General features: G+C 71.3%; 21 protein-coding genes. 9 read left to right on the top strand and 12 right to left on the bottom strand.

Going from position 1 to position 21352, the window contains the following annotated elements; genetic code table 11:
• The first annotated feature begins 8 nt into the window (after positions 1–8).
• The 3 genes from OG199_RS10015 (at position 9) to OG199_RS10005 (ending at position 4270) form a co-directional block, all read left to right on the top strand.
• The gene (locus OG199_RS10015) at positions 9–434 is read left to right on the top strand and encodes an OsmC family protein (protein WP_329320403.1); all 426 of its coding nucleotides are present in this window, start codon (positions 9–11) and stop codon (positions 432–434) included.
• A 145-nt stretch (positions 435–579) separates the two neighbouring features.
• On the top strand, positions 580–2445 hold the full coding sequence (dnaK, locus tag OG199_RS10010; protein WP_405829136.1) for a molecular chaperone DnaK: 1866 nt from the start codon (positions 580–582) through the stop codon (positions 2443–2445).
• A gap of 418 nt (positions 2446–2863) precedes the next feature.
• On the top strand, positions 2864–4270 hold the full coding sequence (locus OG199_RS10005) for an MATE family efflux transporter (protein WP_405829134.1): 1407 nt from the start codon (positions 2864–2866) through the stop codon (positions 4268–4270).
• A 124-nt stretch (positions 4271–4394) separates the two neighbouring features.
• Here the strand turns inward: OG199_RS10005 and OG199_RS10000 are convergent, their stop codons facing one another.
• The 4 genes from OG199_RS10000 to OG199_RS09985 form a co-directional block, all read right to left on the bottom strand.
• Positions 4395–5261, bottom strand: coding sequence for a helix-turn-helix transcriptional regulator (locus OG199_RS10000; protein ID WP_266703448.1), 867 nt, complete (start codon positions 5259–5261; stop codon positions 4395–4397).
• Positions 5262–5371: 110 nt separating this feature from the next.
• Positions 5372–6211 carry a helix-turn-helix domain-containing protein gene (locus OG199_RS09995; protein WP_401805919.1) on the bottom strand — a complete coding sequence of 280 codons (840 nt, stop codon included), beginning with the start codon at positions 6209–6211 and terminating at the stop codon, positions 5372–5374.
• A gap of 213 nt (positions 6212–6424) precedes the next feature.
• Complete coding sequence (locus OG199_RS09990; protein WP_405829132.1) at positions 6425–7330, bottom strand: NADP-dependent oxidoreductase; 906 nt, start codon at positions 7328–7330, stop codon at positions 6425–6427.
• Positions 7331–7413: 83 nt separating this feature from the next.
• Positions 7414–8484: an alkene reductase gene (locus OG199_RS09985; protein ID WP_405829130.1), complete on the bottom strand. Its 1071-nt coding sequence runs from the start codon at positions 8482–8484 to the stop codon at positions 7414–7416.
• Positions 8485–8730: 246 nt separating this feature from the next.
• Between OG199_RS09985 and OG199_RS09980 the strand changes: the two genes are divergently transcribed.
• The 3 genes from OG199_RS09980 to OG199_RS09970 all read left to right on the top strand — a co-directional run bounded on the left by OG199_RS09980 (position 8731) and on the right by OG199_RS09970 (position 10536).
• Positions 8731–9264 (top strand): MarR family transcriptional regulator, encoded by a 534-nt coding sequence (locus tag OG199_RS09980; RefSeq protein ID WP_356802621.1) that lies wholly within the window; start codon positions 8731–8733, stop codon positions 9262–9264.
• A 211-nt stretch (positions 9265–9475) separates the two neighbouring features.
• The gene (locus tag OG199_RS09975; protein ID WP_401805926.1) at positions 9476–9781 is read left to right on the top strand and encodes a 4a-hydroxytetrahydrobiopterin dehydratase; all 306 of its coding nucleotides are present in this window, start codon (positions 9476–9478) and stop codon (positions 9779–9781) included.
• 5 nt (positions 9782–9786) lie between these two features.
• Positions 9787–10536, top strand: coding sequence for a class I SAM-dependent methyltransferase (locus OG199_RS09970; protein ID WP_356802625.1), 750 nt, complete (start codon positions 9787–9789; stop codon positions 10534–10536).
• On the opposite strand, the gene OG199_RS09965 is transcribed toward OG199_RS09970, so the two are convergent.
• Together OG199_RS09965 and OG199_RS09960 are read right to left on the bottom strand one after the other, a co-directional pair.
• A complete protein-coding gene (locus OG199_RS09965) occupies positions 10514–10984 on the bottom strand; it encodes a hypothetical protein (RefSeq protein ID WP_356802627.1) in 471 nt (156 codons plus the stop codon). The genes OG199_RS09970 and OG199_RS09965 overlap by 23 nt on opposite strands.
• Positions 10981–11433 (bottom strand): hypothetical protein, encoded by a 453-nt coding sequence (locus OG199_RS09960; protein ID WP_401806071.1) that lies wholly within the window; start codon positions 11431–11433, stop codon positions 10981–10983. Before OG199_RS09960 ends, OG199_RS09965 begins: the two co-directional genes overlap by 4 nt.
• Positions 11434–11661: 228 nt before the next feature.
• Here OG199_RS09960 and OG199_RS09955 point away from each other — a divergent pair, with 228 nt between their 5' ends.
• The gene (locus tag OG199_RS09955) at positions 11662–12606 is read left to right on the top strand and encodes a helix-turn-helix transcriptional regulator (protein WP_405829127.1); all 945 of its coding nucleotides are present in this window, start codon (positions 11662–11664) and stop codon (positions 12604–12606) included.
• A 133-nt stretch (positions 12607–12739) separates the two neighbouring features.
• On the opposite strand, the gene OG199_RS09950 is transcribed toward OG199_RS09955, so the two are convergent.
• A complete protein-coding gene (locus OG199_RS09950; RefSeq protein ID WP_405829125.1) occupies positions 12740–13510 on the bottom strand; it encodes a phytanoyl-CoA dioxygenase family protein in 771 nt (256 codons plus the stop codon).
• Between the two features lie 138 nt (positions 13511–13648).
• Between OG199_RS09950 and OG199_RS09945 the strand changes: the two genes are divergently transcribed.
• Together OG199_RS09945 and OG199_RS09940 are read left to right on the top strand one after the other, a co-directional pair.
• A complete protein-coding gene (locus OG199_RS09945; RefSeq protein ID WP_401806073.1) occupies positions 13649–14566 on the top strand; it encodes a class I SAM-dependent methyltransferase in 918 nt (305 codons plus the stop codon).
• A 230-nt stretch (positions 14567–14796) separates the two neighbouring features.
• Positions 14797–15498, top strand: a complete 702-nt coding sequence (locus OG199_RS09940; protein ID WP_405829124.1) for an SDR family oxidoreductase — start codon at positions 14797–14799, stop codon at positions 15496–15498.
• Positions 15499–15609: 111 nt separating this feature from the next.
• Here the strand turns inward: OG199_RS09940 and OG199_RS09935 are convergent, their stop codons facing one another.
• The 5 genes from OG199_RS09935 to OG199_RS09915 form a co-directional block, all read right to left on the bottom strand.
• Positions 15610–16311, bottom strand: a complete 702-nt coding sequence (locus tag OG199_RS09935) for a glycoside hydrolase family 75 protein (RefSeq protein WP_356802636.1) — start codon at positions 16309–16311, stop codon at positions 15610–15612.
• Between the two features lie 214 nt (positions 16312–16525).
• On the bottom strand, positions 16526–17317 hold the full coding sequence (locus OG199_RS09930; protein WP_405834490.1) for an aldo/keto reductase: 792 nt from the start codon (positions 17315–17317) through the stop codon (positions 16526–16528).
• Positions 17318–17663: 346 nt separating this feature from the next.
• The gene (locus OG199_RS09925) at positions 17664–19490 is read right to left on the bottom strand and encodes an AMP-binding protein (protein ID WP_356808937.1); all 1827 of its coding nucleotides are present in this window, start codon (positions 19488–19490) and stop codon (positions 17664–17666) included.
• Between the two features lie 327 nt (positions 19491–19817).
• Positions 19818–20351, bottom strand: coding sequence for a GNAT family N-acetyltransferase (locus OG199_RS09920; protein ID WP_405829121.1), 534 nt, complete (start codon positions 20349–20351; stop codon positions 19818–19820).
• A gap of 68 nt (positions 20352–20419) precedes the next feature.
• Positions 20420–21322, bottom strand: a complete 903-nt coding sequence (locus OG199_RS09915) for a LysR substrate-binding domain-containing protein (RefSeq protein WP_356808936.1) — start codon at positions 21320–21322, stop codon at positions 20420–20422.
• Between the last annotated feature and the right edge of the window lie 30 nt (positions 21323–21352).

The raw sequence follows: 21352 nt of genomic DNA, 5'->3' as shown, positions 1-21352 counted from the left end.
GAATCATCGTGGCAACCACGCGCACCGCGCACACCGTGTGGGAAGGCAACCTGCTCGAGGGCAGCGGCGTCGTCACCTTCGACTCCTCCGGCATCGGCGAGCAGCCGGTGACGTGGGCGTCGCGGGCGCAGGACGCCAACGGAAAGACCAGCCCCGAGGAGCTGATCGCCGCCGCCCACTCCAGCTGCTTCTCCATGGCGCTGTCGCACGCCCTCGCGGGCGCGGGCACCCCGCCCACCAAGCTGATCACCAACGCCGACGTCACGTTCCAGCCCGGTGAGGGCATCACCGGCATCCACCTCACCGTCGAGGGCACGGTACCGGGCCTCGACAACGACGGCTTCGTGGCCGCGGCCGAGGACGCCAAGAAGAACTGCCCGGTCAGCGCGGCCCTGACGGGTACGACGATCACCCTGACCGCCAAGCTGGCCTGACACCCCGTACGCCACGGTGCCGCGGTCCCGCGGGGGCCGCGGCACCGCTGTGTCCGGACCCGCCGGAGAAGCACGCCCCATTGACAAGACGGCACTCAAGTTTTGTGCTGGAGGCCGGGCAGCACCCCGGCGGAAGGGGACGGACATGGCACGTGCGGTCGGGATCGACCTCGGTACGACGAACTCGGTGGTGGCCGTCCTCGAAGGAGGCGACGCCACCGTCGTCACCAACGCGGAGGGCGCGCGCACCACACCCTCCGTGGTGGCCTTCGCCAAGAACGGCGAAGTGCTCGTCGGCGAGGTCGCCAAGCGGCAGGCCGTGACGAACGTGGAGCGCACCGCCCGCTCGGTCAAGCGGTACATGGGCGACGCGGACTGGCGCTTCCCGGAGCACGGCTCCGTCGACGGCACCCGCTACCGTGCCCAGGAACTGTCGGCGCGCGTGCTGCAGAAGCTGAAGCGGGACGCGGAGGCGTATCTCGGCGAGGACGTCTCGGACGCCGTGATCACCGTGCCCGCCTACTTCGACGACGCCCAGCGCCAGGCCACCAAGGAGGCCGGCGAGATCGCGGGCCTGAGGGTCCTGCGGATCATCAACGAACCGACGGCCGCCGCCCTCGCCTACGGGCTCGACCGGGGCGAGGAACAGACCGTCCTCGTCTTCGACCTGGGCGGCGGCACCTTCGACGTCTCGCTCCTGGAGATCGGCGACGGCGTCATCGAGGTCAAGGCCACCAACGGCGACACCAGGCTCGGCGGGGACGACTGGGACCAGCGGATCGTCGAACACCTCGCCCAGCGCTTCAAGAGCTCCCACGGCATCGATCTGGGCCGCGACAAGATGGCGCTGCAACGCCTGCGCGAGGGCGCCGAGAAGGCCAAGATCGAGCTCTCCAGCTCCTCGGAGACCACCGTCAACCTGCCCTACATCACCGCCTCCGCCGAAGGGCCGCTGCACCTGGAGGAAAAACTGACACGTGCTCAGTTCCAGGAGCTCACCGCCGATCTGCTCGACCGCTGCAAGACGCCCTTCCACCGGGCGGTCAAGGACGCGGGTGTGCAACTCGCCGCGATCGACCACGTCGTCCTGGTCGGCGGCTCGACCCGGATGCCCGCGGTGACGGACCTGGTCCGCGAACTCACCGGCAAGGACCCGCACAAGGGCGTCAACCCGGACGAGGTGGTGGCGCTCGGAGCGGCTCTCCAGGCGGGCGTCATCCGGGGCGACGTCAAGGACGTCCTGCTGCTCGACGTCACCCCGCTCTCCCTCGGCATCGAGACCAAGGGCGGCATCATGACCAGGCTCATCGAGCGCAACACGACGATCCCGACGCGCCGTTCGGAGATCTTCACGACGGCGGCCGACAACCAGCCGTCGGTCGGCATCCAGGTCTACCAGGGTGAGCGGGACATCGCCGCGTACAACAAGAAGCTCGGTGTCTTCGACCTGACCGGGCTGCCGCCCTCGCCGCGCGGGGTGCCGCAGATCGAGGTCGCCTTCGACATCGACGCCAACGGGATCATGCACGTCTCCGCGAAGGACCTGGCCACCGGGCGCGAGCAGAAGATGACCGTCACCGGCGGCTCCGCACTGCCCAAGGACGCCATCGACCGGATGATGCGCGAGGCCGAGCAGTACGCCGACGAGGACCGGGTGCGCCGCGAGGCCGCCGAGACCCGCAACCAGGCCGAGCAACTCGTCTACCAGACCGAGAAGTTCCTCCGCGAGAACGACGAGCGCATACCGTCCGACACCGGGCCGGAGGTCGAGTCCGCGATCGCCGACCTCAAACGGCTTCTGGTGGACTCCGCCGACGACACGACCGCCCTGCGGGCCGGCGTCGAGAACCTGGCCTCCGTGAGCCAGCGGATGGGCCAGGCGATGTACGCGCAGGCGGCGCAGACCCCCCGGGACGAACCGGCCGACGAGCACGCCCCGGCCGAGGAGGACGGCGTGGTGGACGCCGAGATCGTGGACGACGACAGGGAGGCGAGGGGCGGGGCGGCCTAGTTCAGTGTCTCGGGAATGCGCCGGTCGATCTCGGCGGTCGGTATCGTCTCCCCCGAACGGCTCATGTGCAACGGGGGACTTCTGCTGTGCCCGAAAACATTTTGAATATCGCGCGCCAGGGATATGACCGATGGGGCCTTGGCGCGCACTTCGGTATCCACGAGGAAAACGCGGATTACAAGGAACTCGCGGCAGATCATCGGCGCGCCCGACGAGATGTGATTTCGGGTCGGCCTGGAGGAGCGGCTCGGCGTGATGCTGGACGTCGGCGACGTGCTGCCCTTCGACCTGTCCGACCGCGACGCTCTGCTCAAGAGCGTGCAGGAACTGCTGGTGGAATCCGGAGTGGCCCTGTGACCGGCGCCCGTCCGCCCGCCGCGCCCCGGCGCGGCGGGCACCCCGGCCGCGGTGGCCGCCGATGAGCGCCACCCGGGCGCGGCTGCTCGACCTGGACACGGTGCGCGAGGTCGTGCGCGTCTCGGTGCCGCTGATGTTCGGCATGATCGGGAACCTGATCCTGTTGCTGGTCGACCGGATCTGCCTGGCCCGCTACTCGGAGGACACTCTCACCGCGTCGGGCCCCGCCGTCTTCACCGCGACCACGGTGATCATGGTGACCACGGGGGCGGTCGGCATCACCCGCTCCTACGTGGCGCAGGCCCACGGCCGCGGGGAGAAGCGCGAGGCGATGGACGAGGGCGCCAACGGCTTCGTTCTGGCCCTGCTGCTCTGCGCGCTGCTGTTCGCCTCCACCCCGCTGCTGATGTGGGTGCCCACGCTCAGCGGGCAGCCCGCGCACATCCAGGAGCTGGAGGCGCAGTTCCTCGGCCTGTCGACGCTCTACGGCGCGGTCATGACCCTCAACATGGCGCTGTCCTCCTACTTCAACGGCATGGGCCGGACCCGGGTGCCGATGGTCGTCGGCATCCTCGGCCAGATGGTCGGCGTCGTGATGACGATCGGCCTGGTCTTCGGCCGCTTCGGGCTGCCGGAGCTGGGCATGCGGGGCTCCGCGCTCGGCACGCTGAGCGCGGTGTCCGTGATGTTCGTCGGCTACGCCGTGTACCTGCCCCAGGGCTACGCCGCGGGCTTCGGCCGGCTCGTCCGCCAGGGCGGCCGCCGGGCCGCCGGGACGCTGTGGCTGCGGCTGCGGCGCGGCGCCCCCGCGGGCGGCTCCCTGAGCCTGGAGGAGCTGGGGCAGACCGCGTTCGTGTGGCTGGCCGGCGTCCTGGGCCCGGTGGCGCTGGCCGCCAACAACGTCGCCCTGGCCCTGAACTACGCGGCCGTCATTCCCCTGATCGGCCTCGGCATGGGGTGCAACATCCTGTGCGGCAAGGCCGTCGGCGCCGGAGCCCATCGGAACATTCCGCACATCATGCGGGTCACCCTGAGCATTTCGGGCCTGTACGTGGCCGTGGTCGCGCTCTTCCAGATCGTCACCCCGACCCTGCTGCTGAGTCCGTTCGGTCTCGACGGAGCCGACTCGGCCGTCACCGCCCACGCCGTGGCCACCTCGCGGGTGCTGTGGACTTACTCGTTCGCGTTCATGTTCTCGATGGTCGGTTCGGCGGTCCTGGAGTGCCTCGGCCTGGCGCGCTTCGGGTTCCTGGCGCGCGTCGTCCTCATGTGGTGTCTGTGTGTTCCCGCGATCATCGCGTTCGTGCTGCTCAACCGGGATGACGCCGACATGCTGCCGGCGATGTGGGTGATCTTCTCGGGCTTCGAGGCCGCGATGGCCGCGGTCTGCCTGTGGCGCGTCAGGCAGGCCGTCGCCAAGGAGGAGAACCGGCTCCACCACACCGAACCGTTCCAGCAGACGGCCTGATGGCCGACTCCCTGCGCGCCGCGGGCGCATCGGCGGACAGCCTCGCGCTGCACGCGGAGGCCACGCGGACAGCGACGACCGGGACGCCGCAGGGCGCGGGACTTCCTCCCGGACAGGGGCTCCGTCAGTAGGAGTCGCGCAGTTCCCGCAGGATCTCCTTCGTGCGGGGGACGGAGGCGGCCTGGGCCGACATGTGGTCCAGGACCTCCAGATGCGTGGCCACCTCACGCCGGGAGTCGAGATAGACGGCGCCGGTCAGGTACTCGCTGTAGACCATGTCCGGCAGCTCCGGCTCCGCGAAGCGGAACAGGGCGAAGGACGTGTACGTCCCCGGATGCGGCCCGCTCGCGTACTCGGCGACCTGGAGGGAGATGTCGTCGCTCTCCAACTCCCTCAGGAGGCGGTCAATCTGGTGACGCATCACCTCACCGCGGATGCTCACGGGGCGCCGCAGCGCCGTCTCGTCCATGATCACCCAGAGGTGGGGCCGGTTCTCCCGCCCCAGCAGCAGCTGCTGTCGCGTCATGCGCAGCGTGACATGCCGCTCGATGGCCTCCGGACCCCTCTGTCCGACCGTCCCGGCCTCCAGCACGGCCCGCGCGTACTCCTCGGTCTGCAGCAGACCGGGCACGAAGTGCGGCTCGTACGAGCGGATCATCCGGGCGGCGCCCTCCAGACTGACATGCAGGCTGAACCAGTCCGGCAGCACGTCGTGGAACCGCTGCCACCACCCCGGCCGGTTCGCCTCCTCGGCCAGCGCGACGAAAGCGGCGACCTCTTCGTCGGCCACCCCGTACGTCGTCAGCAGCACCTGGAGGTAAGGGATCTTGAGGGCGACCTCGGCCATCTCCATGCGCCGCACGGTCGCCGGAGCCACGCGCAGAACACGCGCGGCCTCCTCCCGCCGCAGACCGGTGGCCTCCCGCAACTCCTGCAGCCGCCGTCCGAGCACCACTTGCCCCACGGTGGGCGCAGCCCGCCGCTCACTCACGCCACGCCCTCCCCACGCGCCGAACCCCCCGAGCAGTGTGTCATGCGACCCCGGTGCCTTCATGGGGTCCGCCAGGACGAGAATGACTCAAACGGATCGTTGACCATTCGTCAAGACGCAAGTGACTGAAGGTATTTGGCCGTGGCCGGGTCGGCGGGCAGGAACGTCTCGATGGCCAGCTCGGAAACCGTCACATCCATCGGGGTGTTGAAGGTGGAGATGGACGACACGAACGACAGGATCCGGCCGTCGTGTTCGATCCGCATCGGCAGCGCGAAGTACGGAACCGGCTCGGCGGCCTCCGCGCCGGCCGGCTCCGGACCCACGGGTGGCACCGGGTACGCGGCCACCTCCTCGTACAGCGCGCGCAGCGGCTCGGAGCGGCGCAGGGCGATCTGACGCTCCATCTGCGCGAGCAGGTGCTCACGCCACTCCCGCAGGTTGCGGATGCGCGGAGCCAGACCCTGGGGGTGCAGGGTCAGCCGCATCGCGTTCAGCGGCGGCGCGAGCAGCGACTCGGGGACGCCGTCGAGGAGCAGGGCGACGCCCCGGTTCGCGGCGAGCACGGTGTACGTGGCGTCGACGACCAGCGCCGGGTAGGGCTCGTACCCCTGGATCAGCCGCTCGACGCCCTGGCGCACCGCGTCCATCGCCGGGGCGTCGAGCGGGGTCTCCGGATAGTGCGGGGCGTAACCGGCGGCCAGCAGCAGCGCGTTGCGTTCGCGCACCGGCACTTCGAGGTGTTCGGCCAGCCGCAGCACCATCTCCTCGCTGGGACGGGACCGCCCCGTCTCGATGAAGCTGATGTGCCGGGCGGAGGAGTCGGCCCGCAGCGCCAGCTCCAGCTGGCTGACCCGACGCTGCTCCCGCCAGCCGCGCAGCAGCGGGCCGACTCCCGCCCCGGCCCGGGGGATCGGGGACGTACTGGAACCGGACGTGACCATGCGCATACGCCGACCGTAGTCGAGGAGCGGGCGTGTACGACAACTTGAACCCGGCGCCCGCCCGGGAGACCCCGACCGTTGCCTCCTCCCCGCCGCCCCCTGCCGACCCGTCCGTACCTGGGGGCTCCTTCCCAGGGCCCCCGGTTCGGCATGAACGGTCTTGTCGCCGCCGACTTCGACGTCCCTGGGCCGGAAGAGGCGAGGCGGCGGCACGGGGGTTCAGGGAAGGAGGACGACCTTGCCCTTGTTGCGGCGGGCCTCGATGTCACGGTGGGCGGTGACGGCCTGGTCGAGCGGGTACGTACGCCACACGGGGACGTCGAGTTCGCCGGCCGCGGCCAGCCGCACCAGTTGGGGCAGGGGGTCTTCGGCGTGGTCGGCGCCGCCGGCGCTGAAGCGGACACCGTGCTCGGCGGCGGACAGGTCGGCGATGGTGATCACGCGTGCGCCGTCACCGGTCAGGGCGACGGAGTCGGCGAGGACGCCGGCGCCCGAGGCGTCGAGGACGAAGTCGACCCCCTCGGGGGCCACGCGCCTCACCCGGTCCGCCCAGCCGTCGCCGTAACGGACCCCGGTGGCGCCCAGCGCGGTGAGGCGCTCGACGTCGTGCTCGGCGACGGTCCCGACGACCGCGATCCCGCGGGCGACGGCCAGTTGTACCGCGAGGGTGCCCACACTGCCCGCGGCGCCGTGGACGAGCAGGGTCTGCCCGGCCCGCGGACCCAGCCGGCGCAGGACACGGGACGCGGTCTCGCCGACCGTGACCAGCGAGGCGGCGACCTCCCACGAGAGGGCCCGGGGCCTGGCCACCGGTCGCTCCAGCAGGGCGTACTCGGCGTAGCTGCCGCCGACGGCGGCACCGAGGACCTCGTCCCCCACGGCCGCACCGGCTCCCTCGCCGACGGCATCGACGACACCGGCCGCGTCCAGGCCGGGAATCACGGGGAAGCGCGCCGGGAAGGCCTCGGCCATCAGGCCCGACCGGATCTTGAGGTCGAGGGGGTTCACGGAGGCGGCCCGTACCCGGATCCGGACCTGGCCCGGCGCCGGCTCCGGCGGGGTGACCTCGGACGGCCGCAGCACATCGGGCGCGCCGTACTCGGAGAAGGTGATTGCTTTGGACATCGGAGACTCCCAGGGAGAGGTGAGAGGAGTGGCGATCGCACGCGCTGTGACGCGCGGTGCGGCCGCCTCGGCACGGTCGCAGCTCAGGCGGTGAGGGTGGGGTAGTCGGTGTAGCCGCGGTGGTCGCCGCCGTAGAAGGTGGCCTGGTCGGGGTCGTTGAACGGGCCGCCGGAGGCGAGGCGCCGGGGCAGGTCGGGGTTGGCCAGGAACAGCGCCCCGTAGGCCACCATGTCCGCGCTCCCGTCCTCGATCAGCCCCAGCGCGTCGGGGCCGGTGACGTCGGGATAGGTGAACGGGTTGATGACGAACGTGCCGGGCCAGACCTTGCGCAGCCGCGGGGTCAGGTCGTGGTGCGGGCCCTCCAGCAGGTGCAGGTAGGCCAGGTCCAGGCCGGCGAGCCGGTCCAGCAGGGCGAGATAGACCTCGTCCGGGGTGTCCTCGGAGATGTCGTTGAACTGGTTCCCGGGTGAGATCCGCAGCCCCACCCGGTCGCTGCCGATCGCCTCGGCCACGGCGGTGACGACCTCCACGGCGAAGCGGATCCGCCCGTCGGTGGTGCCGCCCCACTCGTCGGTGCGGTGGTTGGTGTTGGGTGCGAGGAACTGGTGGATCAGGTAACCGTTGGCGCCGTGCAGCTCCACGCCGTCGAATCCGGCCTCGACCGCGTTGCGGGCGGCGTCGGCGAAGTCGGCGACGGTCTGCCGGATCTCCGCCCCGCTCAGCTCCTTCGGCGTCACGAACTCCTTCGGCCCCTCGTGGGTGTAGACCCGCCCTTCGGCGGCCACCGCCGACGGCCCCACCGGCACCAGCCCGTCGGGCAGCAGGCTCGGGTGCCCGATCCGGCCGGTGTGCATCAGCTGCGCGAAGATCGCACCGCCCTCCCGGTGCACGGCGTCGGTCACCGTCCGCCACGCCCGCACCTGCCCGGGCGTGTGCAGTCCGGCGGTGTCGGGGTAGCCCTGGCCGAGCGGTGAGGGCTGGATGCCCTCCGTGACGATCAGTCCGGCGGCGGCGCGCTGCGCGTAGTACGTCGCCATCAGCTCGGTCGGCTCCGCGCCGGGGCCGTAGGCACGGCTGCGGGTCATCGGCGCCATCACCAGGCGGTTCGCCAGGCGCTTGCCGCCCAGGACGATCGGATCGAAAGCGGTGGTCATGGGTTTCTTCCTCCGGGGGAGTAATGCTCCGCGGCAGGGCGCTCACGTGCCGCACCAGCAGATGCCTGTCCGAACAAGTAAATCACCTGTCCGAACAGGTAATGGCCCCCGTGCATTCCCGCTCTTCCATGTGAACCACGCGACACGGCGCTTTCGGCCCCTATGTGCCCTGGTGGTGGCATGGGTGCTGTTAGGTGCCCACTGAGAGGTAGGCTTATCCTGCCCGAGCAGGAAAGTGAGGTTCCGATGACGCAGTCCACGCCCGACCTCGGGAAGGGCTCCGCGGAGGCGGGGCAGGAGGTCACCGTTCCGGTGCCGGCCGCCGCCGGCAGCGGGCCGGTCAGTCACGCGATCTTCCGCCTGGCCCGCCTGCACCGCATGTTCGCCGGACAACTGCTGCGCCGGATCGGCCTCCATCCGGGCCAGGAGCTGGTGATGATGCACCTGTGGGAACTCGGCCCCCAGCGGCAGGCCGACCTGGTGCGGCTGATGGACTCCGACGCAGCCACCATGACCCGTACCGTCCGGCGCCTGGAGCAGGCGGGCTTCGTCCGCCGCCGCCCCTCGCCCACCGACAGGCGCGCCTCGCTCATCGAACCCACGGCGGCCAGCCACGCCCTGCGCCGCGAGGTCGAGCAGGTCTGGAGTCACCTGGAGGACCTCTCCACGGCTGGCCTCTCCGCCGACGAGCGAACCGCCGCCCTGCACACCCTCGAACGCCTGGAACGGAATCTCGTCCAGGCTGCCGCCGATCCTGACGGACAACCCGGGGAGAGGTAGCACCTGGACGGCCGTCATGGCGGTAAACCCGGTGCGGGCAAAGGAGACTGACCACTCGTCATCGACTGCTCGCACCGTTGTCGGCGTCCTGGGTCGGGTAGGGGCGACTGGGGAGGGGGAACCCGGGTGACGAGAGCGGGCGCAAGGACTGTGGCACGCTGAGAATCGGCCCCGCCCAAGGACACCCGCGCCGTACCGAAGGAGCAACGTCATGCCCGTCGAACCCCTGTCGCAGAAGGAGATCGAGACGCGCCTGGCGGACCTGCCCGGCTGGTCGCTCGACGGCGACCACCTCACCCGCTCCTACCGCCTCGCCTCCCACTCCGCCGCGACCGCGATGGTCGTGCACATCGCCCAGGTGCAGGAGGAGCTCGACCACCACTCCGACCTCACACTCGGCTACAACACGATCACCCTCACCGTGAACACGCACAGCGTCGGCGGCGCCGTCACCGACCTCGACCTCGCACTCGCCCGCCGGGTGGAGAACCTCGCCCCGGGACACGGCGCGGCCTGACCCGCATGCTGGACTACGAGAAGGAAGCCGCCGCCTACGACGCCAGCCGCGGCGGTGAACCCCGCGCCGAGGCGGCCGCGACAGCGGTGCTCGGCCTCGTCCCCGAGGACGCGCGCAACCTGCTCGACACGGCCTGCGGCACCGGAACGGTCACCCGCCGCCTCGCCCTCGCACGCCCACGGCTGCGGGTGACAGGCGTGGACGCCGCGCACAGCATGACCAGGATGGCCGCGGCACGGCTCCCCGGCTCCGTGATACGCGCCGACAGTCGCCGACTGCCCTTCGCCGACGGCTCGTTCGACGCCGTCACCAGCGTATGGCTGCTGCACCTGGCCGACAGCGGCGCGGACGTCCGGGACATCGTCGCCGAGTGCGCGCGGGTGCTGCGCCCGGGCGGGGTGTACGTCACCACCGTCGACAAGGCCGCCGCGCACGACGTGGGCAGCGACATCGACGCCGTCCTCGCTCCGCGCCCGCGTCGATCCGCCCGGGACGCGGCGGATCAGGTGACGGCGTACGCCGGCGAGCACGGCCTCGTCCCGGCCGGCCGGAGCCGGTTCCGGGGCCGCGGGCAGGGCCGCAGCCCGCGCAGCACGGTGGCGGACCTGCGACGCGGCTGGTTCACCCGGCTGGCGCCCGGCGACCCGCTGACGGAGCACTTCGTCACGCTGCTGGAAGCACTGCCCGATCAGGAAGTCCCGCGCCCCGAACCGCGGTTCGCGCTGCGCGCGTTCAGGAAGGCGCCGGCCGGGTGAACTCCATGACCCAGTTGGTCACCCAGCTTCTCTCCCCGTCCACGGAGAAGGCCTGTTCCCAACGGGCCGTGGTCGCCGAGATCCCCGACCACACGAACCGCACCCGCACGTCCTTCCCGTCGTACGTGTCGTCGCCGTGGAACACCCCGCGTCCATCGCTCCCGAACGCCCCGGTCACCGGCGGGAACAGTCTCCCGCTGCGGCTGGAGGACCAGTTCAGCGACCACACCCGCGCCGCCGGGTCGAACAACCGCAGGGTGAGCCCCTTCCAGCCCTGAACCGGCACCGCCATCTCGTCGATGTTCGCGGCCGCGTCGAACAGACTCCAGCAGCGGCTCGTGGCCGGGAACTCCTCCCAGCGGCTGTCCTCGTCGAGGAAGTCCGCCCGGCGCCGGTTGTGGACGTTCCAGTCGCCGTGCAGGAAGTCGAAGTCGTGCGGGGCGCTCATGAACGGTCTCCCGTCGTGCCCTCGGGAAGGGAGTCGGCGACGTACGCGGCGAGGTCGGGGACCGCGGGCGAGAGCAAGTGCCGTACCCAGGCGTCACGTTCGTGCAGGATCGGCGGCAGTTCCCAGACGCAGCCGATCCAGGGCATCGCGAGCGTCCCGAAGTGGGTGGGATCCCGGTCGGGGCAGCCCAGGACCGGCTGGCCCGCCGCCGCGCCCCGGAAGTGCAGGACGTTGTCCCACACCCAGCTGTACGCGTTGAGGTAGGCGCCGTCGTCCCCGCCCCGGTGCAGGACGACGAACGTCGCCGGCGGGGTGCCGTCCGGTTGTGGCAGCAGGGCCGGCAGCAGCGCGTACGCCGCCTCCTCGACCTCGGGCGCGATGCCCGCCGGGTCGGCGGTGACGTGGTACCGCTTGATCCACCGTCCCGCCACCTCGATGGGCGGCGGCACGGTCAGCAGCTTCTCCTTGAAGCCCGTGGGGGCCGCGACGTCAGCGGGCGCCGCGCGGGTCCCGGACGCCGCCGCGCGGGTCGCGCGCGTCGCCGTCGCCGCGGTCGTGGCGGTCGGAGGGCGCGTCGGTGACAGGGGATCAGCCGGATTCGTCGGTGTGCTCGGATTCGCTGGGGTCGTCGAGGTCATGGCAGGACGGTAGAGCCGCTCCACTGACATCCTGTGTCAGTGAAGTCCAGCCGCCTGGTGTCCATTCTTCTGCTGCTGCAGACACGCGACCGGATGACGGCCGCCCAGCTCGCCGAGGAGCTGGAGGTGTCGGTGCGGACCGTGTACCGGGACGTGGAGTCGCTGCACGCGGCCGGCGTGCCGCTCTACGGAGACGCGGGCCACGCGGGCGGCTACCGGCTCCTGGACGGCTACCGCACCCGGCTCACCGGACTCACGGCCGGCGAGGCCGAGGCGCTGTTCCTCGCGGGCGTGCCCGGCCCCGCCGCCGAACTCGGACTCGGCCGGGTCCTCGCCGCCGCCCGGCTGAAGGTGCGTGCCGCCCTCCCGCGCGAGCTGCGTGCCCACGCCGACCGGATCAGCGACCGCTTCCACCTCGACGCGCCGGGCTGGTACGCGGACGCCGACGACACCCCGTACCTCCCCGCCGTCGCCGACGCCGTCTGGAACGGCCGCGTCCTGAGCGTCCTGTACCGGCGGTGGCGCGAACCCACGGATGTGCGGCGCCGCCTGGAGCCGTACGGCCTGGTCCTGAAGGCGGGCCGCTGGTACGTGGTGGCGGGACCGGGGCCGCGTACCTTCCGCGTGGACCAGATCCTCCGGCTCGACGCGACGGGGGAGGAGTTCGCGCGACCCGAGGACTTCGACCTGGCCGCGTACTGGACCGCGTACCAACGGGACTTCCACGACCGGCTGCACCGGGATGAGGCGGTGATCCGGGTCGCGCCGGGCACCCGGCTCACCGGCGTGGCGGCCGACGCCGTGGCGGACAACGGCACCAGGGAGGCGGACGGTTGGACCCGGGCCACCGTCCCGATCGAGTCCGTCGACCGCGCCCATGACGACTTGCTCGCCCTCGGAGCCGGAATCGAGGTGCTGGAGCCCGCCGAACTGCGGGACCGGATCGCGCGGACGGCGACCGCGCTCGCCCGTCTGTACGCCTAGGGCGTGTCGAACCGGGCGCATGTGCTGGTACCTCCTCACGGCCCGGAGGGTGAGGGGGTGGAGCAGTTCCAGCCGCTGATGACGCACGCGTATCCGCCGCTGTAGGCCCTGTGGCCCGGTGATCCGCCGGGGTTCAGGCCTCCTGGGCCAGCCCCCGGCGGATCGCCGACTCCACCGCCGAGTAGCCGCCGTCCGCCCGCTCCAGCTCGTGGGGCACCGCCGGGTACAGCGGCGGCTGCGCCATGAGCCGCGGGCGCGTGCCGTGGTGCGGCTGCGCCGCGTGCACCAGGAACGGGTGGCAGAGGTACACGTCGCCGGGGCGGCCGGTGGCCAGGGCGAGCGGACGGTGCGCGGACGCCCCGGCCACCTTCGGACCGAGTTCGAGGAAGGAGGCACCCGCCTCGCCGTACGGTTCCAGGACCGGCGGCACGTCGAGATGCGAGCCCACCCTGATACGGGTCGGGGCGTCGTCCTCGGTCACCTCGCTGAACAGGAAGAGCATCAGCAGCGCCCTGCCCCGTGAGGAGAGGCTGGAGTGGTACAGCGACTGGCCGTCGGGCAGATAGCTCCCCTCGATGTGCCAGCCCGCGTCGTCCGGCTCGTCCGGGTGCGGGAACCGCAGGGGGAAGCTGCCCAGCGCGTAGCGGGGCAGCCAGCGCCGCTCGCCGACCAGCAGGTCGAAGGCGCGGTGCAGCACGGGGGAGTTGGCCGCGGCGGCGAACGGACCCTGCGCCATGCTGCTCACCCAGCGCACGGGGTCCTCCCAGGTACCGGGGTCGTCCGGGTCGTAACCCGTCTCCTTCCACAGCAGCCGCGCACCGTCCTCGGCGACGCGTGGCGGGAAGGCGCCCTCGATCCTGACGAACCCGTCCTCGACGAACCGCTCCACCATCTCGTCGTCCATGGGGTCATGGTCGGGGACGGGCCGCCCGGGGCGCACCGGGTTTTCCGGGCCGGTTTTTGCTGTTTGGGCAACACGATTGGCCGTTTCCGGGATCCGTGGAGCACGCTGTGCACCAACCCGGACGAGAGGCCGACCACCATGGCGCACGACCACGACCACGAGAACACCCATCGGCACGACCACGCGAGCACTCCCCGACACGCCCACGACCACTCCTACATGGACTTCGCCGACATGGTCCCCATGCTGGAGCAGGAGGCGGAGCTGTTCAGCCCGCTCTACACCGAGGCGGCGGCCTGGCTGCGGGAGCAGCGCCCCGCGCCCGGGCTGATAGTGGACGCGGGCAGCGGCCCCGGCGTCATCTCCTGTCTCCTCGCGGACGCCTTCCCCGCGGCGCGGGTCGTCGCCGTGGACGGTGTGGAAACCCTGCTGGAGCGGGCCCGCGCCCGCGCCGGCCGGCTCGGCGTCGGCGACCGCTTCAGCACGGTGCGGGCCGACCTCGCCGACGGACTGGGGGACGTGGAGTACCCGGCCGACCTGCTGTGGGCCAGCAGGTCCCTGCACCACGTCGGGGACCAGGGCGCCGCACTGGCCGGGTTCGCGCGCGCCCTCGCGCCCGGTGGCATCCTCGCCCTCCTGGAGGGTGGTCTGCCCCCTCGCTACCTCCCGCGTGACATCGGCATCGGGCGTCCCGGTCTGCAGTCCAGGATCGACGTGGTCCACGACGAGTTCTTCGACCGGATGCGCACCGAGCTGCCCGGAGCGGTGGCGGAGACCGAGGACTGGCCCGCCCTGCTGGCGGGGGCCGGTCTGCGTCACACGGCGACCCGCACCTTCCTCGTCGATCTTCCCGCCCCGCTGTCGGACGAGGCCCGCGCCTTCGTCGTCACGGCCCTCACCCGCCTGCGCGATACCCTCGCCGAGGGGCTCGACCCGGACGACCGCGCGACCCTCGACCGGCTCCTCGACCCGGAGGACAAGGCGAGCGTGCACCAGCGCCCGGACGCGTTCCTGCTGACGGCGCACACGGTGTACGTCGCGGAGAAGCCGGAGTAGCTCGGGCCGGCGGGCACGCGCCCGGCCGCTCGGGCCGCCGGCGTCCCGGGTGGCCCGTCTACGCCCCGGGCGGTCCGCCGATGTCCCGGGCGGTCCGCCGACGTCCCGGGCGGTCCGCCGACCTCCGAGTCCGACCGTCCCGCTCGACGTGCCGCCGAGGTCGTCCTTGACTTCGAGAGCGCTTCAAGTGATGTACTCCCGCGGTCGATCGGATGCATACGGGGGTACTCATGAACGACTCACCTGTCGCGCTCATCACCGGTGGTGGAAGCGGTATCGGTGCCGCGGTCGCGCGGCAACTGCTCGATGCCGGGCACCGGGTCACGGTCACCGGGCGCGGCGCGGAGCGACTGCAGGCCTTCGCCGAGGAACTCGGGCGCCCTGAAGGGCTGTTGACGGTCGTGGGCAACGCGGCCGAGTACGACCAGGTGCGGTCGGCGGTCGAGTCGACGCTCAAGGAGTTCGGCCGCCTGGACACCGTCGTCGCCAACGCCGGTTTCGCCACGCACGATTCCGTGGCCGCGGGCGACCCGGCGGGCTGGACCGAGATGGTGCTGACCAATGTGCTGGGTCCGGCGCTGCTGATCAGGGCCTCGATCGACGCCCTGAAGGAGACACGGGGCCGGATCGTGCTGGTCGGGAGTGTGGCGGGCCACGTCCACACGCCGGGCAACATCTACGGGGCCACCAAGTGGGCCGTGACCGGGCTCGCCGAGAACGCCCGCCGGGAGGTGACCGAGTTCGGTGTCGGCGTGACCCTGATCTCGCCGGGCCGGGTGGAGACACCGTTCTGGGACAGCTACGGGAGCCTTCCGCCCGGCGATCTCCTGACGGCCGATCAGCTCGCGCAGTCGATCGTCTGGGCGATCGGCCGGCCGGCGGGCGTCGATGTGAACACCGTGGTGGTACGGCCGATCGGCCAGCCCAACTGACCTGCCCGGGAGGCCTCTTCGGGGTGCGGGCCGGTGATCCGTGTGCTTCGGCGGGTGGGCGCCGCACCGGCCCACGACAACCCGCGCCCACCCGCCGAACCTGCGCGGGACTCAGTTGTTCTGCAGGAACTGCTTCGCCAGGGAGTCCCCGAGCGACACGGCCGCGGTGTGACTCTCGATCGGCGACACCTGCGAGTTCTTGAACAGGATGTACGTCACGCCGGAGTCCGCCCCGCCGGTCTCCGGGTCGGGGTCGACGCCGAGGGCCTTGGCGGTGGCGTACGAGGCCTCACCGATGATCTGTGTCGGCCCGGTGTCGCCCACGACGGCGTACTCGACCTTGTTGTTGTAGATCACCGCGACGACTCCGCCGCCCTTGATCCCGTAGCTCGTGTACTTCCAGATGCTGCTGGTGCTCGGCACCACGACGTACGGAAGCGACTCGGCCCGCAGCGGCTTGCCGTCGGACTGGTGGAAGGCGGTGTCGTCCTGGAACCAGGGGTCGGTGTCGCCGTTGCACTGGGTGGTGACCTGACCGTCGCAGTCGATGTCCATGTCGGCCTTCCAGAACACGGCACCGTTCTTGCCGCACACGGGGATGGTGGCCGAGGTCTCGTCGTCGGTCTTGTACTTCCCGCTCGATATCTGCGAACAGGACGTCACCTTGGCGAGCAGGTCGGCCGCGCTGACCGAGCCCTCCTGGGCGGACGCGGGAGTTCTGGCGCCGGACGGGGCGGCGGTGGCCGGGAGCGCGGCGGTGGCGAGGAGCGCGGCACCGGCGACGGCCGCGAGGGTCAGTGTTCGAGAACGCATGTGGGGGGACCCCTCTGTTAGGAAAGTTTCCTTACCGGGTTGCCGTACAAGGTGGCCCCGTTTACATGACCCCGTCAAGACCTTCGGCGGAGTTGGTCCGGTCCAGGAATCGGATCACGGTGCGTTCCGGGGGCTGACGCCGGTTCAGGGGGTCGGAACGACGCCGGCCCGGACACGCGGGGCGTGTCCGGGCCGGCGGAAGGGTCGGGGCTGGTCAGCCCACGTCGAAGGCGGCCGGGTCGGGACCGATGCGCCGGTCCTCGTTCAGTGCGCTGATCGCCGCGATGTCCTCGGCGTCCAGGGAGAAGTCGAACACGTGGATGTTCTCCGCGATCCGGGCCGGGGTCACGGACTTGGGGATCACGACGTTGCCCAGCTGGATGTGCCAGCGGAGCACGATCTGCGCCGGGGTACGGCCGTGCTTCTGGGCGATGGCGACGATCGCGGGGACCTCCAGCAGACCCTTGCCCTGGCCGAGCGGGGACCACGCCTCGGTGGCGATGCCCTGCTCCGCGTGGAACTCGCGCGCCGCGCGCTGCTGGAGGTGCGGGTGCAGCTCGATCTGGTTGACGGCAGGGATGACGGACGTCGCCTCGATCAGCCTCTCCAGGTGTTCCGGAAGGAAGTTGGAGGTGCCGATGGCCTTGGCGCGGCCATCGGCGTGGATCTTCTCGAAGGCCCTGTACGTGTCGATGTAGCGATCCCGGGACGGCAGCGGCCAGTGGATCAGATACAGGTCCACGTAATCCAGGCCGAGCTTCTCCAGGGAGGCGTCGAACGCGCGGAGCGTGGCGTCGTACCCCTGGTCGCTGTTCCAGAGCTTGGTGGTGACGAAGAGGTCCTCGCGGGCGACACCGGAGGAGGCGATCGCCTTGCCGGTGCCCGCCTCGTTGCCGTAGATCGCCGCCGTGTCGATGCTGCGGTATCCGCTCTCCAGCGCCGTGGCGACGGCTCGCTCCGCCTCGTCGTCCGGGACCTGCCAGACGCCGAAGCCCAGCTGCGGCATCTCGACGCCGTTGTTCAGGATGATCGGGGGGACCTTGCTCACGAGCTCTCGATCCTTCAGTCGTCGGGTGGTACTGCCATGGTCAACGATCATCGGCCCTGATGCATTCCTGACCGGCTTATTCCCGGTGGATTGACGGCGGGGCCCGGAGATTGGCCGGAAACGAGCCCGGCCGTGCCGGTGTGGTCGTCGACGGGGCGAGGATGGCAGGTCGCCTCGATTCCGGACGGAGGCGTCAGGTCACCGCGGGACGAGGACGTCGGTGCGCTCCGGGGTGGAGACGGCCGGCCGCTCGGTGGCGGAGACGTCAGGGCACTCGGGTGGGGTAGGGGAGGTCCCGGAGCCCCTACGCCTGGTACAGCGCCTCGACCTCCGTCGCGTAGGCGTTCTCGATCGCCTTCCGCTTCAGCTTCAGCGAAGGCGTCAGCAGTCCGTGCTCCTCGGTGAACTGGTGGGCCAGTATCCGGAAGGTGCGGATCGACTCGGCCTGCGAGACGAGGGTGTTCGCCGCGACCACCGCGCGCCGCACCTCGGTCTCCAGGTCCGGATCGCGTACCAGGTCGGCGGTGGACAGCGGGGGCTTGCCCCGCATCTGGAGCCAGTGTTCGACCGCCTCCCCGTCGAGGGTGACGAGCGCCGCGATGTACGGCCGGTCATTGCCGACGACGATGCACTGCGCGACCAGCGGGTGATCGCGCACCCGCTCCTCCAGGACGCCCGGCGAGACGCTCTTGCCGCCGGAGGTCACCAGGATCTCCTTCTTGCGCCCGGTGATGGTGAGATAGCCGTCCTCGTCCAGGGAGCCCAGGTCGCCGGTGGCGAGCCAGCCGTCGTGCAGGGTGGCGTCGGTGGCCTTGGGGTCGTTGAGATAGCCCTGGAAGACGTTCCCGCCGTTCAGCCAGACCTCCCCGTCGTCCGCGATGTGCACGGTGGTGCCGGGGATCGCCTGGCCGACGGTGCCGAACCGGGTGCGCTCGGGCGGATTGGCGGTGGCGGCCGCGGTTGACTCGGTGAGCCCGTACCCCTCGTACACGACGACACCCGCGCCCGCGAAGAACAGCCCCAGCCGCCGGTCCATCGCCGAACCGCCCGACATCGCGTGTCTGACCCGGCCGCCCATCGCGGCCCGCACCTTGGCGTAGACGACCTTGTCGAAGAACTGGTGCTGCACCCGCAGGGCCGCCGAGGGGCCGGGTCCGATGCCCCAGGCCTTCTCCTCGACCGCGTCCGCGTAGCGCACGGCGACCTCGACGGCCTTCTCGAACGGTCCCGATCTGCCCTCTTTCTCGGCCTTGCGGCGGGCGGCGTTGAAGACCTTCTCGAAGATGTACGGCACCGCGAGGAAGAACGTCGGCCGGAACGCGGCCAGGTCGGGCAGCAGCGCCGCCGCGTTGAGCTGCGGCTGGTGGCCGAACTTGACCTTGCCGCGGAACGCCGCGACCTGCACCATCCGCCCGAAGACGTGCGCGAGCGGCAGGAACAGCAGGGTGGCCGCCTGGTCGCCGCGCCGTGAGTGGAAGACCGGCTCCCAGCGCTCGATGACGGTGTCCGCCTCGAACATGAAGTTCGCGTGCGAGAGGACACAGCCCTTGGGGCGCCCGGTGGTGCCCGAGGTGTAGATGATCGTCGCGATGGACTCGGGCGTGACCGCGCGCCGGTGCCGGTGCACCACCTCGTCGTCGAGGTGCGCGCCCGCCTCGTACAGCTCCTGCACCGCGCCGGCGTCCAGCTGCCACAGCTTGTGCAACTGCGGCAGCCGGTCGACGACGGTGGCGACCGTCATCGCGTGGTCCTCGTGCTCCACCATGACCGCCGACACCTGGGCGTCGTGCAGCATCCAGAAGACCTGCTCGGCGGAGGAGGTCGGGTAGATGGGCACGACCTGGGCGCCGATCGTCCACAACGCGAAGTCGAAGAGCGTCCACTCATAGCGTGTGGGGCACATGATCGCGATCCGGTCCCCGAACCGGATGCCGTGGGCGAGGAGCCCCTTGGCCAGGGCGAGGACCTCGTCACGGAACTCGGCCGACGTCACGTCGCGCCACTGTCCCTGCTCGTCCTTGCGGCCGAGCGCGATGTGCAGCGGATCCTCCCGGGCATGGTCGAACACGACGTCGGCCAGGCCGCCCACCGGCGGCGCCGACGCCAACGGAGAGTTGGTGAACTCGCGCAAATCCGCTCCTAGTGGCGCTCCGCACAGCGCCGTGAAAGCTACCCCACCGCGCCGTCGGACGGGAGGGGCGCCGGAGTGGGGGAGCACGCGGCGTCCGCACAGGTCAGTCATGGAAATGCCCGCACATGGGGAAGGGTCGGACAGAATCCCTTACGGCTCCGTAGGTTTCGATCCCGTAATCTCCACGGAATCTGTACGACCGACGGCGCCCCGGCGGCGGGATGCCGGGTGCCGGATTTGTCGGCCTCGCGCACCGACGGGAACGCGTGTGAAGGCCCCGTCGGGCGAGCGCGGCGGCCGGACGGCCGGACCATGGTCAGGGGCGGTCTACCCCTGGAACTCCGTCAGGTCGATCCCGAACACCCGCAGGTCGTGCCCGTGCACCGGGTCCACCGCGGTGCCCTCCGGTCGCATGTCGAGCTTGCCCAGCACGTTCGTGGACGCGGTGTCCGCGGTCCGGCACACGGCCACGACCCGGTCGAGGCCGCGGTCCTGCAGGGCGAACTCCAGCGCGCCGTGAGCCGCCTCCGACGCGTATCCCTGCCCCCAGAACGCCCGCCCGAGCCGCCAGCCGATCGCCACCTCGCCCGCGATCCCGGGCGGGGTGTCGGCCAGGTACAGCCCGACCGCCCCGGCCAGCTCCCCGGAGCCCAGGAGCTCCACGGCGAAGATCCCGAAGCCCTCCTCGTCCCACTCCTCCTCCCACGCCTCGATGTCCTCGGCCGTCTGCTCCAGGGAACGCGGCGTGCCGTCGCCGATCCACCGCATCACCTCGGGGTCGGCGTGGATCTCGGACAGGGGGACAAGGTCGTCGTCCAGCCAGCGGCGCAGGAGAAGACGGGGGGTGTGGATCTCGCTCATGGCCCCCATCCTGCCGATACGCGGCTGTGAGGGCGAATGACGGCGGAACCGGACCGGTGGCGGCGGGATCATCCAGGTGGCGGCAGCGGGCGGCTCCGCGGTCCCGGCTGTCCGCGGTGCAGCCGGTCCCCGCCGCCCAGGATCGCCGCCGCCAGCGCGTCCGCCGCCTCCTGCGCGGACGCCTGTCGCTGTCCGTGCACCAGGACGAAGTCGACCTCGCCGAGCTCCGGCAGTCCCGCCCGCTCCGGGACCGTGACCAGGCCGGGCGGTACGAGCCCCCGGGAGTGGGCCATCACGCCGAGGCCCGCGCGGGCCGCCGCGACCAGGGCGTTCAGGCTGCCGCTGGTGCAGGCGATGCGCCAGGGCCGGCCCTGGCGCTCCAGCGCCTCCAGGGCCAGGGCGCGGGTGATGCCCGGAGGCGGGTAGACGATCAGCGGGACCGGGCGGTCGGGGTCCAGGCGCAGGCGTTCCGCCCCGATCCAGACCAGGCGGTCGTGCCGGACCAGCTCGCCACGAGGGTCCTCGGGCCGCCGCTTGGCCAGCACCAAGTCGAGTCTGCCCGCCGCGAGCTGTTCGTGCAGCGTGCCGGACAGCTCGACCGTCAGCTCCAGATCCACTTCGGGATGGTCGTACCGGAACCCCTCCAGGATCTCCGGCAGCCGGGTCAGCACGAAGTCCTCCGAGGCGCCGAAGCGGAGGCGGCCGCGCAGCCGGGTGCCAGTGAAGAACGCGGTCGCCTGTTCGTGCACCTCCAGGATGCGGCGCGCGAAGCCCAGCATCGCCTCGCCGTCCACCGTGAGCTCCACGGAGTGCGTGTCGCGCGAGAACAGCTGCCGTCCGGCGGCGTCCTCCAGCCGGCGCACGTGCTGGCTGACCGTCGACTGACGCAGCCCCAGCCGCCGGGCGGCCTGGGTGAAGCTCAGGGTTTCGGCCACCGCGAGGAAGGTACGCAGCTGGGACGGGTCGTACATCCCCGCAGGCTATCGCGAATCATGATGTCA

It is taken from the genome of Streptomyces sp. NBC_01176, from assembly GCF_045039825.1.
Taxonomy (GTDB): Bacteria; Actinomycetota; Actinomycetes; order Streptomycetales; family Streptomycetaceae; genus Streptomyces.
The sequence above is the reverse complement of the archived record's forward strand: the minus strand, read 5'-3'. Positions and strand labels throughout refer to the sequence as shown.

Bases quoted from the DNA above. Each gene is read 5' to 3' on its own strand.
- dnaK (WP_405829136.1), top strand. From the start codon at position 580: ATGGCACGTGCGGTCGGGATCGACCTCGGTACGACGAACTCGGTGGTG.
- OG199_RS10005 (WP_405829134.1), top strand. From the start codon at position 2,864: ATGAGCGCCACCCGGGCGCGGCTGCTCGACCTGGACACGGTGCGCGAG.
- OG199_RS09995 (WP_401805919.1), bottom strand. From the start codon at position 6,211: ATGCGCATGGTCACGTCCGGTTCCAGTACGTCCCCGATCCCCCGGGCC.
- OG199_RS09990 (WP_405829132.1), bottom strand. From the start codon at position 7,330: ATGTCCAAAGCAATCACCTTCTCCGAGTACGGCGCGCCCGATGTGCTG.
- OG199_RS09985 (WP_405829130.1), bottom strand. From the start codon at position 8,484: ATGACCACCGCTTTCGATCCGATCGTCCTGGGCGGCAAGCGCCTGGCG.
- OG199_RS09980 (WP_356802621.1), top strand. From the start codon at position 8,731: ATGACGCAGTCCACGCCCGACCTCGGGAAGGGCTCCGCGGAGGCGGGG.
- OG199_RS09975 (WP_401805926.1), top strand. From the start codon at position 9,476: ATGCCCGTCGAACCCCTGTCGCAGAAGGAGATCGAGACGCGCCTGGCG.
- OG199_RS09970 (WP_356802625.1), top strand. From the start codon at position 9,787: ATGCTGGACTACGAGAAGGAAGCCGCCGCCTACGACGCCAGCCGCGGC.
- OG199_RS09965 (WP_356802627.1), bottom strand. From the start codon at position 10,984: ATGAGCGCCCCGCACGACTTCGACTTCCTGCACGGCGACTGGAACGTC.
- OG199_RS09950 (WP_405829125.1), bottom strand. From the start codon at position 13,510: ATGGACGACGAGATGGTGGAGCGGTTCGTCGAGGACGGGTTCGTCAGG.
- OG199_RS09945 (WP_401806073.1), top strand. From the start codon at position 13,649: ATGGCGCACGACCACGACCACGAGAACACCCATCGGCACGACCACGCG.
- OG199_RS09940 (WP_405829124.1), top strand. From the start codon at position 14,797: ATGAACGACTCACCTGTCGCGCTCATCACCGGTGGTGGAAGCGGTATC.
- OG199_RS09935 (WP_356802636.1), bottom strand. From the start codon at position 16,311: ATGCGTTCTCGAACACTGACCCTCGCGGCCGTCGCCGGTGCCGCGCTC.
- OG199_RS09930 (WP_405834490.1), bottom strand. From the start codon at position 17,317: ATGCCGCAGCTGGGCTTCGGCGTCTGGCAGGTCCCGGACGACGAGGCG.
- OG199_RS09920 (WP_405829121.1), bottom strand. From the start codon at position 20,351: ATGAGCGAGATCCACACCCCCCGTCTTCTCCTGCGCCGCTGGCTGGAC.
- OG199_RS09915 (WP_356808936.1), bottom strand. From the start codon at position 21,322: ATGTACGACCCGTCCCAGCTGCGTACCTTCCTCGCGGTGGCCGAAACC.